The 11,318-nt window shown below is 74.3% G+C and carries 7 protein-coding genes; all 7 read right to left on the bottom strand.

The features are described 5' to 3' along the window. Positions 1-52: 52 nt before the first annotated feature. Positions 53-739, bottom strand: coding sequence for an NAD(P)-binding domain-containing protein (locus AB0C69_RS28005; protein ID WP_360358187.1), 687 nt, complete (start codon positions 737-739; stop codon positions 53-55). Then, a complete protein-coding gene (locus tag AB0C69_RS28000) occupies positions 736-1,206 on the bottom strand; it encodes an acyl-CoA thioesterase (protein WP_345182040.1) in 471 nt (156 codons plus the stop codon). Before AB0C69_RS28000 ends, AB0C69_RS28005 begins: the two co-directional genes overlap by 4 nt. Beyond that, positions 1,203-6,797, bottom strand: a complete 5,595-nt coding sequence (locus tag AB0C69_RS27995) for an SDR family NAD(P)-dependent oxidoreductase (RefSeq protein ID WP_360358186.1) — start codon at positions 6,795-6,797, stop codon at positions 1,203-1,205. The genes AB0C69_RS28000 and AB0C69_RS27995 overlap by 4 nt, the downstream gene beginning before the upstream one ends. Continuing rightward, positions 6,794-7,807, bottom strand: a complete 1,014-nt coding sequence (locus tag AB0C69_RS27990; RefSeq protein WP_353833760.1) for an enediyne biosynthesis protein UnbU — start codon at positions 7,805-7,807, stop codon at positions 6,794-6,796. The genes AB0C69_RS27995 and AB0C69_RS27990 overlap by 4 nt, the downstream gene beginning before the upstream one ends. After that, the gene (locus AB0C69_RS27985) at positions 7,804-9,750 is read right to left on the bottom strand and encodes a VCBS repeat-containing protein (protein WP_360358185.1); all 1,947 of its coding nucleotides are present in this window, start codon (positions 9,748-9,750) and stop codon (positions 7,804-7,806) included. The genes AB0C69_RS27990 and AB0C69_RS27985 overlap by 4 nt, the downstream gene beginning before the upstream one ends. 4 nt (positions 9,751-9,754) lie before the next feature. Then, positions 9,755-10,711 (bottom strand): DUF1702 family protein, encoded by a 957-nt coding sequence (locus tag AB0C69_RS27980; protein WP_360358184.1) that lies wholly within the window; start codon positions 10,709-10,711, stop codon positions 9,755-9,757. A 204-nt stretch (positions 10,712-10,915) separates the two neighbouring features. After that, on the bottom strand, positions 10,916-11,318 hold a 403-nt coding region (locus AB0C69_RS27975; RefSeq protein ID WP_360358183.1), incomplete at its 5' end, for an LmbU family transcriptional regulator.

Raw genomic sequence — 11,318 nt, 5'->3', positions numbered from 1 at the left:
TCGCGATCGGCTAGACCGCGCCCCGCGCCCGGCCCGTGGCAGGGCACCGGGGCTACGGCCTCGTCCAGGTCTCCTCGCACGCGGTGAGGCGAAGCAGCCGGAACCCCACGGCGTCGCCGAGCCCGGGCTGCTTCTCGAGACGCATGAGCAGTTGCGCCAGGGCCTCGATCCAGCGGCTGCCGGGAAGGTCGCCCGCGTCGGCGACGTCGAGTCCGGCCGGCTCGATGATCGAACGGACGGCCTCCTTGGCGCGCGGGTCGTCTCCCGCGATGGGGACCGTCAGCGCGACGCCGCCGCGCGCGACGCCGGCGAGCTGCCGCGCGGAGACGCAGTTGAGCGCCTTGACCACGGCGCCGCCCGGAAGCAGGCGGGCGATCAGCTCGGCGGCGGAGCCGTGGCCGAGGAGGTCGTGCCCGCACGGGTTGGACATGTCGATGACCGGCTTGCCGGCCACATGGGCGCGGATGCGCGGTGCGATCTCGGCGCGGATGGCGTCCAGCGGGCTGGCCAGGGCGACGATGTCGGCGTCGCGGGCCACCCGTTCCAGGGTGGCCGCGCGGGCGTCCGGCAGCCGTTCGGCGAGGCCGCTCGCGGACCGGCCGTCCCGGCTGGCCAGCAGCACCGGCCGTCGCTGCGCCGCGACGGTCTCCGCCAGCGCCGTGCCCATCCGCCCGCAGCCGACGATGCCGACGACCGGCGCGCGGGACCGCGGGCCCGCGGCGGGTTCGCGGGACCTCATCGCGGCGGCGTCTCCGATCGCGGCCGGAGGGCCCCGTGCGGGTCCGGCGCGTAGGCGTCGAGGGCCGTCCGGAGTTCGTCCGGGACCTCGACGGGGGTCAGCCCGTCCTCCGCCCGCAGCGTGCAGGCGACGGTCTGCTCGCCGCGCGCCACCAGCCGCGCCGGGCCGTCGGTCACCCGGTAGTACTCGAAACCCATGGTGATCTGGTGGAAGTCGATCCCGACGAGGGACATCCGCACGGACACGGTGTCGAGCGCGTAGAGCTCGGAGAAGAACTCGCACGAGCACGACGAGGTGACCAGCGCGAGGTCGTCGTGCATGCGCGCCACGGTCTTCGGCGCCTTCTCCGCGAGAAACCGCTCCCGGCAGGCACCCTGCCAGGAGAGATAGTTCGTGAAATAGACGTTCCCCACGAGGTTGGTGTCGGCGAACGTCACGAGATGCCGGTACTCGAAATACGCCCTCACGAGGCCCCCTTGACGGGGATCGCCAGCGCCGTCGGCCCGGCTTCTCCCTCGATGGAAAGGACCACGGAGACGATGTCCGCTCCCCCGGCCCGGAGGACCACCCATCCGTTCTCGTAAACGCCTTGGACGTCGAGTCCGGGCGGGCCCGGCGGCCCGGACAGGCATGCGCCGACCGTCTGCAGTCGCGCCCGGACCTGCTGGTCCGGCTCGCCGACGAGGCGGCCGAGCCGGCCGGCGAGGCCGGTCCAGTGCGCGGGGGGCTCCGGCGCCGGATCGGAGGTCCGCGCGCAGGCGACGGGCTCCCCCTCCACCAGGACGGCCCAGGGCTCGCCGGCCTCGACGGCCACCTGGATGTCGCGCTCCGGGAGCAGGGCGGTGAGGCTGCGCTGCAGGTACGGCCCGACGAGCACCGGGTGCAGGGTCGTGACCGGTACGGGGCCGACGTCGCGAAGGCGGAGCCCGCTCCAGCTCACGACCGGCCGGCCGGAGCCGTCGCGCACCACCACGTCGTAGGTGTAGTCGGCGCCGGAGTGCTCGCGTTCGACGGCGGCCAGCGTCAGCTCGCCCCCTCCGTCCCCGCTCCGGTGGACGGCGAACCGCGCGCACCCGACCGGCAGAAGCCGCCGGTGGGGGACGCACGCCTGGAGGACGTGGATCGAGGCGTCGTTGCGGGCGGGGTCGCCGAACAGCAGGTCCGCCGGGAGGCCGTCCCCGAACCGCCAGGGCCGGTCGCCGTCCAGCACGGCCGTGCACGCGGTGGCCTCCAGATGCGCGTAGCGGCGGAGCCTGCGGAAGCGCCGGCCGTGGAAGAAGAGCGGCCCGTACAGGTCGTCGCCGGTGTGGGCCGGTGTCCGCGCCGCCGCGGCCGGGTGCTCCGGAGGCTCGGCGTCCGCCGCGGTGACGGTCCCGGTGAAGTGGTCGACCGCGAAGCCCGTCTCGTCACTGCGCACCACGACGTCCACGTCTCCGTCCTCGCGGGCGAGCGCGCACACCCGGAGGGTGCGGGTCCCGTGCTCGGGGACGACCACGGGGCGGTCGAAGCGAGAATCCGCCACCCCCGCCACGGGCCGCCCGGTCAGCGCGGACGCCGCCTGGGCCATCGCCTCGAGCACGCACACCGCCGGCAGCACGGCCACACCGTCGATGCGGTGGTCGTCCAGGTACGGGTCGTCGGCCAGGCTCAGCTCGGCCTCGGCCACCAGTTCGACGCCCGGGGTCCACGCGCGCACCCGCCGCAGGAAGCGGTGCCCGTCCGGGGCCGCCTCCCCGGCGCGGCCGAGCTGCGGCAGCCGGCCGCTGACCACCAGGGAGTGCGAGGGCGGCTTCGCCTCGGCCGCCCGGGCGAGCAGCTCGGCGCCGCGGTCGGGGGGCACCGGCGACACGCCCGCGCGGGCGAGGTCGTCGAGCACCTTGAGGCGCTCGCCCATGCCGACTCCCGACCAGACCGTCCAGTCGAGGTTGGCGACCCGGCAGTCCGGCAGGTCCCGGGCGAGGACCCGGGCCAGCTCCCGCATGCGGCCGTTGGCCAGGGCGTAGTGCGCCTCCCCGGCGAGGCCGAAACGGCCGATCACGGAGCCGAAGGTGAGGAGCAGCCGCAGCCCGTCCGTGCCGGCGGCGTCCAGCAGCGCGCGGAGCCCGTGGTGCTTGGGCGCCGCGTGCTCGGCGTAGGCGTCGCCGATCTCGCGGAACCGCGCGGGGCGGTTCAGGCCGCTGGCGTGGATCACTCCCCTGACCGGTCCGAGCCGGCCGGCGATCGCGGCGACGCCGCGGCGGAGCGACTCCGGATCGGTGACGTCCGCGGCCTGGTAGCAGAAGTCGACGCCGGCCTCCCGCAGCCGGGAGAGGTTGTCCCGCAGCTCGGCGTCGGCGTCCGGCCCGCTGCGTCCGATCAGCCCCAGCCGGACCCCCCAGCGCCGCGCCAGGAAGGACGCGCTCGCGAAGCCGATGCCCTTCCCGCCTCCCGTCACCAGGAGCACCTCTCCAGCGGACAGCGGAGGCGCGGCGGCGTCCTGCCCCCGGCCGTCGGGCGCGCCGGGCGCGGCGGCCCGGTACGCGGGGGTTCCGGCGCGGCCCTCCTCGTCCACGACGATCTCGGCATGGCCCTGCCACGGGGCCGCGAGAAGAGCGCCGACCGCGTCCGCGGGCGCGGCCTCCAGAGCCCGGACCCAACGGACCGGCAGGGACGGGTACTCGGCGGCGATCGTGCCCACGAAGCCCGACGCGGTGTCGCCCGAGTCCACGACGGTGAAGGGCGCCTCGGTGTCCACCGCGAGGTGCGCGGCTTCGACCAGCGCGTCGATCGCGCCGTCGTCCGGGTTCTCGGGGAGGAACGCGACGACCGCCGGGCGCGCCTCCCCCTCGGGGCGGGCGGTCAGCCGCGGCTCGACGAGCGCGCGGAGCCGTCCGCCGCCGAAGACGTGCCAGGCATGGGAGACGGTTCCGGCTTCCGGTTCGACCGGACGGCTGAACTCGACCAGGACGCGATGCCATTCGCGGACCCCCTCCGGCGGCCCGTGGGACCCGGCCTCGCCTTCCGCGGCGGGCAGTTCCTCGATCGCCTGGACGAACGCGGCGACCGTGGCCTCGGCGAAGACCGGCGGGGCGGCCGGCACGGCCCGCCGGGTCCGTTCGGCGGCCTCGGCGGCGAGCTGGACGACGCGGAGGGAGTTGAGATGGAGGTCGCCGAGGAGCCGGTCCCCGTCGCCGATCACATCGGGCGGGAGTTCCAGGGCCTCGGCGATGAGCCCGCGCACCACGGCGGGCACGTCGGATTCCGCCTCGGGCGGCGCCTGCGCCACGGCGTCGGCGGGGGCCGGGGCCGCGGCGGCCGTCGCGGCACGGCCGAGCCCGTGGTCGAGGACGTGATCGAGGTTGACCGCAGGGGCGCTCTCGCAGGGGTTGGCGAGGAACTCCGGCTCCCGCCAGAGGTCGAACGGGCGGTGGAACCGCTCGGCGAAGAGGGCCGTGAGATCGGAGACGGCGCCGGCGGCGAACAGCGCGGCGGTGGCGTCGCCGAGCGCGGCGGCCGACTCCGCGCCCGCGTCCAGCGTGCGGACCGGCACGTCCGTGATCGACTGGGCCATCGCCGTGAGGGTGTGGCCGGGGCCCGCCTCGACGAGCAGGTCGCAGTCCGCGGCGAGGAGCTCCAGCGCCCGGCGGAACCGCACCGGCGCGGTGAGCTGCCGGGCGAGCAGCACGCGGACGTCATCGGCGGCGGTCAGCTCCCGCCCGGTGACCGTGGAGTACACGCGACCGGAAGGGGCCGCCACCGCCAGGCCGGTGAGGTGGCGCGCGAGCACCGGCTCGGCCGCGGCGACCGCCGGGGAGTGGAAGGCGTGGCTGACCCTCAGCCTGCCGGCGGTGATCCCCTTCGCACGGGCCCGCTTGACGACGCGGTCGACCTCGGTGAGAGGGCCGGCGACGACCTGGACGGCGCCGTTGTCGGCGGCGATCACCAGGTCGGCGTCGTCGATGAGCTCGGTGACCGCGCCGGCCGGCGCGGCGAGGGAGGCCATCCCGGTTCCCGCCTGGGAGGTGTCGGCCATGACGCGGCCGCGCGTGGTCACCAGGTGCAGGGCGTCCGGGCCGCCCAGGGCGCCGGCCCAGTGCAGGGCGGTGATCTCGCCGAGGCTGTGCCCGACCGCCGCGGCCGCCGTGACGCCGAGCCGGTCGAGCCAGCGCAGCGCCGCCGTGGAGGCGCGGAAGACGGCGGGCTGGGCGACGGCGGTGTCGATCGGGTCGGCCCCGAGCCCTTCCTCGAAGTGCTCCCCCGCCTCCGGGAGGACCACGCCGAGGGCGCCGGCGCTCTCCCGGACGGGGGCGCCCTGCCCCGGGAACAGCAGCCCGACCCGGCCCGGAGCGCCGCGGCCGACGTAGACGCCGGGCCGGGCGGCGAACCCGGGTCCGGCGAGGCCCGCGAGGAGCTCGCCCGCCCGTTCCGCGCGCGCGGAGAGCTCGGCGGGGTCGCGGGCGACGATGGCCGCCCGCACCGGCGCGTCGCCGTGCGCCCGCTCCGCCAGGGCGGCGGCCAGGTCGGCGTGCTCGGCGAGCGACATCGTCCTCGCCCGCACGGCCACGCGCTCCAGCACGGCGGCGAGGTCGGCGTCCGTGCCGGCGGAGAGGGCGAAGACCTCGCAGTCGAGCGGCCTGCGCGCCGTCAGGCGGTCCCGGGCCGCCAACCGCGCCGTGGCGCGGCGGGCGCCCGGGGCCTCCAGGACGACGTGGGTGTTGATACCGCCGAACCCCATCGCGCTGACGCCGGCCCGGAGCGGGGCGTCCGGCCAGGGCTCGGCCTCGCGGACGACGCGCAGCGGCGCGCCCGGTTCGCGCAGGAGCGGGTGGGGCTCGTCGCAGCCGGTGGTCGGCGGGATGACCTGCCGCTGCAGCGCCAGCGCCGCCTTGATCAGCCCGGCGGCGCCCGCGGCCGCCTTCGTGTGCCCGATGTTGGCCTTGACGGATCCGAGCGCCGCCGGTCGCGGTCTCCGCCGCCCGTCGTGGATCTCGGCGAGGGCGTGCAGTTCGGTGCGGTCGCCGACCTCGGTGCCGGTGCCGTGGCCCTCGAACAGCGCCACGGTCTCCGGTCCGAAGCCCGCCCGCGCGTAGGCGCGTTCCAGGGCGAGCCGCTGCCCGGAGACGTCCGGCCGGGTCAGTCCGCCGTTCCCGTCCGAGGACATCCCCCAGCCCCTGATCAGGGCGATCGGCCGCCGCCCGGTGGCGACGGCGTCCCCGGCGCGCATCAGCGCGACCATCGAGCAGCCCTCGCCGGGCAGGAAGCCGGTCGGCCGGGCGTCGTACACCCGCATCGCCGAGCCGGCCAGCGCGCCGAGCCGGGAGAACCCGACCAGCTCGAACGGGTCGAGGCTGAGGTCGACGCCGCCCGCGAGGGCGAAGTCGAGATCGCCGTCGCGCAGGTAGGTGCAGGCCGTGATGACGGCGAGCAGGGACGACGAGCAGGCGCCGTCGACCGTGTAGCCCGCGCCGCGGAAGTCGAAGTGGTTGCACACCCGGCCCGCGATGGCGTTGGCCAGCCCGCCGACGAGGCTCTCGTCGTTGGGTTCGGCGAACGGCTCCTTGTAGGACTCCTCGACCTCCCGGAGCAGGCCGCCCATCTCCTCGGCCCCCCAGCCGCGCGCGGCGAGGGCGGACACCAGGTTCCTGCGGACGTAGGGCCAGCGCAGCCGCATCAGCGCGGCGCGGCTGAACTCGCCCGTCAGGGTGTTGCCGAGGATCACGCCGGCGCGCCGGCGGTCCAGCCCGCCTCCCCCGGCGAAGCCGGCGGCGGCCAGCGTGTCGCCGGCGACGTCCAGGGCGAGCCAGTGCGCGAGGTCGGTCACCCGGTACGCCGGTCCGGGCACCCGGTAGCGCGAACGGTCGAAGGACCAGCCGTCGAGCACGGCCGCGTACCGCAGGTCGGTCGCGTCGGGGCCGGCCGCCGGGTCGCCGTAGTCGCCGAGGTCGAGGCGCTCGCGCGGGAGCGGCCGGAAGGCGCGCCGCCGCGCCAGGACCGTCTCCCACAACTGCTCCGGCGTGGAGGCGTCGGGATGGCGGCACCCGAGGCCGACGACGGCGATCGCGTCGCTCGGAACGGTCACTTCGCCTCCTCGCCGGTCGCCAGCACGCCCCCGCGCGCGGGGGCGTGCCGGCGGGGCACGGACTTGGGCTCGGCCAGGGGCGCGGGCTGCGCCGCGGCACGCTGCCGCATGTCCATGACCGCCAGGGCGGCGCCGCGCAGCAGGCACACGATGACGAGCGCGAAGAACAGGCCGTAGACCACGTGGAAGTGGACCAGGAGCGCGTAGACGAGGGCGGTCGACGCGCCGAAGGCGAATTGGTTGCGCGGCCGCACCGGCGTCGTCCCCGGGTCAGTGATCATGTAGTTGGTGAACAGGACGAACGCCACGCCGCTCATCGCCAGCAGCGCGCTGAGCGTCGCCGTGCCCTCGATGGGGGTCCTGATCAGCGCCTGGAGCGCGAACACGCCGATCCAGCCGAGGATCAGGGGCATCTTCCTGGTGAGCTTGGCGTTCAGCATCGTCCCCGCGGCGAGGATGAGCGCGGGGATCGCCAGGTCGAGGGGGGTGCCGACCCACTCGGTGAACTGGTACGGGGGCGCGATCCCGACCCAGGGGAACAGCACTAGGACCACCGCGATGCCGAAGTTGGAGGGGTTCAGCACGTGCCGCGGCCGCCCGCCGATCCGGACCCTGATCAGGTACTTCGACGCGACCGCCACGATGACCGCGAAGATCACCGGTCCCAGCCGCGCGTTGGCGTAGAGGAGCATCGCGCAGGCCAGCGCGGTGATGTGGGCGGGCATCAGGAAGTTCACGAGCGCCATCGGGCCGCCCGCGTACTTGACCGGCCGCCGCGTCGCCCAGGCGTCCAGGGTCTCCAGCCCCAGTTCCATCACGTACGCGACGGCCATCGCGGCGAGGGGGGTCGCCCAGGACGGCTCGAACCCGAGGACCGTGTGCCCGAGGATGTTGAACACCGTGATCGAGATCGCGAACCGGCGCAGCGCGATGATCCGCGGATCCTTGGCGGGCCCGGCCGGGGCGGCGGGCGCCGGGTTGGCGGTGGGTTCCACGTTCGCCGAGTTCACGAGGCCATCTCCCTGATCGAACCGTCGGGGCCGAGCAGCATGGTGTGCCAGCCCGGAGTCGCCTGGACCTTGCCGGTGTGCCGGCCGCCGCAGGAGTCGCGCCAGGTGACCGTGACGGGGACCGGCGCCGCGGCCCCCTCCAGCGCGAACAGCAGCTCCGGCGAGGAGACGCCGGCGTGGCCGTTGGCCGGATAGACCTGGCCCGTCCGCTGGCCCTTGGCTCCGGAGTCGAGGACGGCCTTCGCGCCGATCGCCGGCACTCCGCCGGAGCCGGCCGGTCCCGGCGCGGTGGAACCGGCGGGCCGCGCTCCGCATCCCTGGGGCGAGCGGAGGAGCCTCAGCCCGAGGTAGGGCCGCTGCGCGCTGCGGACGTTGCGGTAGAACTGCGATTGCCCCCACTGGTTCGCGACGGCGAAGTCGAGCCGCCCGTCGTGGTCGACGTCGGCGAGGGCGATGCCCCGCGACACCCCGCGGTCGCCGACACCGAGCCGCTCCCCGAGGTCGTGGTAGCGGCCGTCCGAGCCGCGCACGAAGAACCGATTGGGGTTGTTGCCAGAAATGTCGTCATTTTTCTGCACGTTGGGCCACAGGCGCGGGTGCGCCAGCACCTCGTCGTTGGACATCGCGAGCTCCTGCAACTGGGCCCAGCGGTTGTCCCTGCCCTCGACGAATCCGGTGGCCTGGACGATCTGGTCGCGCCCCTCGCCCGCGAAGTCGCCGGCCTTGATGTCCCAGCCCCAGCCCGACCGGGACAGCCCCAGCCGCTCGCTGTGATCGTCGTAGTAGGCGCGCCCGTCGGGCCCCACGACCTTCCTGCGGGTGCTCACCCAGGCGAAGTTGCTCTCCAGGAGCCCGTACTCCTGGGTGATGTTGCTGACCACGATGTCGGGCACGCCGTCGGCGTTGATGTCGGTGAACCCCACGCCCATGCCCTTGAAGGAGTCCCGGCCCAGCTGCATCGACTTGGGCGTCGTGAGGTGGCGCACGCCCTTGAGCAGGCGGAGCTTGATCTTCCCGGGGCGGGACTCGTTGTAGAGCAGGCGGTCGGGGCCGAAGTCGTTGGCGAAGTACAGCTCCGGGAGCCCGTCGCCGTCGAGGTCCTGCGCCCCGGTCGCCAGCGTCCACCCCTTGGCGACCTGGTCGGAGAAGGGCCGGCGCTCCTCGCCGAAGACCGCCGAGGGACGGGAGCCGCCCTCCGCGGACCGGAACCGCAGGACCCGGTTGACGCCGCCGTTGAAGCCCGCGGACATCGAGCTCTGCATCTGCAGCTCGCTCTGGCGCGCCGTCGGATCGAGGACCCGCGCCCGGTCCGGGAAGTAGTTCCCGACCACGATGTCGGTGTGGCCGTCACCGTCCAGGTCGGCGAGCGAGACGGCGTTGCTGTTCCACACCTGGTACGGGCGCACCAGTTCCTGCACGGCGAAGGAGTCGCTCTTGCCGAGCGCGGCCGGAGTGCGCAGGAACAGAACCGGCGAACGGCCCCAGTAGTAGACGAGGACGTCCATGCGGCCGTCCTCGTTGTAGTCGCCGGGCACGCACCCCATCGGCGCCATCGTTTTGTCGTACGGAAGGCCTTGCGGAGCCAGGACGGTCGCCGGGAACCGCGCCCCCGTGCCCGGCGCCGGGCGCAGCGTGACGCTGTCGTCGCGCGGATCGACCAGGCAGACGTCGTCCGCGCGGCCGCTGCCGTCGATGTCGGCGAGCGCCACCGCGGCGCCGACCGACGAGATCCAATGGTCGATGCCCTTGTAGGCGGGGGCGACCGTGCGTATGTCGCGGGGCGAGGCCGTGCCGTTCAACGGTTGCCGCTGGAACGCGAAACCGCTCGCCAGGCGTTCGTTCTCGGCTCGCGCCACCGACGGGAGCCGGGCGTTGTACCAGCCCCCCACGATGAGCAGCGCCGCGCAGATCGGGGCCAGCAGTACCCGAATCCTTCTGGTCATGCCCTCACCCCTCGCTGTGCTTCCGCCATGCCTGGCGCACCCTCGCGCGCCACACCTCGTAACCCTCCGGACCGCTGCCGCAGCGCTCGGCGGTCACCGCCGCCTCGTCCGTCCACGCCGCGGCGACCGCGGGGGCGGCTCCGGTCAGCGTCTGGATCGCGGCCGCCGACCGCTCCGGCACCTCCTGCGACACCACGTGCGCCTTCGCCGCGAACGCGGCGCCCTGGGCGATGTGGTCCTCGAAGCCCGCGGCCCGCTCCAGCAGCTCGCCCAACCGCTCCGGGGGCAGCGCGCCGGTGTACGCGGCGGCCAGCCCGATGCCCGCCCACACGTCCGACCTGCGGGCGGCCGGGAAGGCGCCGATCGTCTGGGCGACCACGACCGGATCGGCGCCGGCGTAGAACCACAGCGCCCGGCCGACCCCCTGGTCCCGAATCGTCCGCGTGCTTCCGCGCGCCGGCCGCTCGACCCAGTGCCGCACCAGCACCCGCCGGGACTTGAAGAAGGCCTGATGGAATCCCCAGCCGTCCCACGCGAGCCAACGGAGCAGCGGCCGCCCGAAGCGGATGCCCGTCCAGGGAGGCACATGCGTGCGCGCGTACGCCCATCCGACGCCGACGTGAATCAGATGGACATAGCGTGCGCCGGCCCCTTCGGTCAGCGCGCGCACTCTGCGGCCCCCCGAGAAGGTGGCCAGGTCGACCAGGGCGACGCCCATGGCCGCGCCTTCGAAGGCGAACCCGCGTAACCCGTGCGGCAGCGTCCCGAAGTCCAGGGTCGCCGGATCCGCACTCAGAGCGGTATTGAATCCGGTAGCGAAGCTCTCCACCACGTCCGCCAGCAGGGCACGGGCCCGCGGATCGCCCGGCGGAAACCCCAGGCGCTCGACGTCGAGGGTCTTGGGATCGATTTCCAGAAAGCCGCGCAACGGCGGCGCGAGCAGATTCCCTACAGCGGCCATTCCAACCCCACAGTGGCAATACCGACCGGTGGCGTTCAGCCAATGAATTTCTTTCGTACTGGCGAGGACCGCGGTGGCCTCCGGCCGATGCGGTGCATGGCGCTTTGCGGTCTAAAGATGACCGACTAGCGCCCCTTCGCCTACCGCGCAGTGCGCATGAGCGGCCTTACGCCCCTCTACTCATACACTCGGCCCGGCGAAATGTCACGCCTCTTCGTCGTTCTTCGCAACGGCCCCGGCGACCTGGCCCGCGGCCTGGTCGAGAATGACCACGATCCATTCCGCCAGGCTCAGCTCCATCGCCTCGGCGGCCTCCTGCCAGCGGCGTTGGCGCTCAGCGATCACATCGATGCGGACGGTGGCCTCTTCCGGCTTCTTGTCCTCGCCGCCGTTGCGGATTCCTCGCAGGCGCTTTCTGAGTTCTCTTCTCGTCCATCCCAGCTCTGCCGCCTGCTGGAGCCAGTGCTCCTGCTCGGACGGCGGAAGTGCGGCCACCTCGGCGTGGTGCTGGAGGCTGAGTTGGTCCCGCCGGCGGGACCTCGGAATGCGGCGAGCGATCCAAGCGTTGTTCTTGTGCGTGTGGTAGTCGAGCGAGGTGGCCTCTATG

It is taken from the genome of Actinomadura sp. NPDC048032 (genome assembly GCF_040653175.1).
GTDB lineage: Bacteria > Actinomycetota > Actinomycetes > Streptosporangiales > Streptosporangiaceae > Spirillospora > Spirillospora verrucosospora.
This window is presented reverse-complemented; position numbering and strand designations above follow the sequence as displayed.

Excerpts from the sequence above, each read along its gene's own strand:
- AB0C69_RS27985 (WP_360358185.1), bottom strand. The coding sequence starts at position 9,750 with ATGACCAGAAGGATTCGGGTACTGCTGGCCCCGATCTGCGCGGCGCTG.
- AB0C69_RS28005 (WP_360358187.1), bottom strand. The coding sequence starts at position 739 with ATGAGGTCCCGCGAACCCGCCGCGGGCCCGCGGTCCCGCGCGCCGGTC.
- AB0C69_RS27980 (WP_360358184.1), bottom strand. The coding sequence starts at position 10,711 with ATGGCCGCTGTAGGGAATCTGCTCGCGCCGCCGTTGCGCGGCTTTCTG.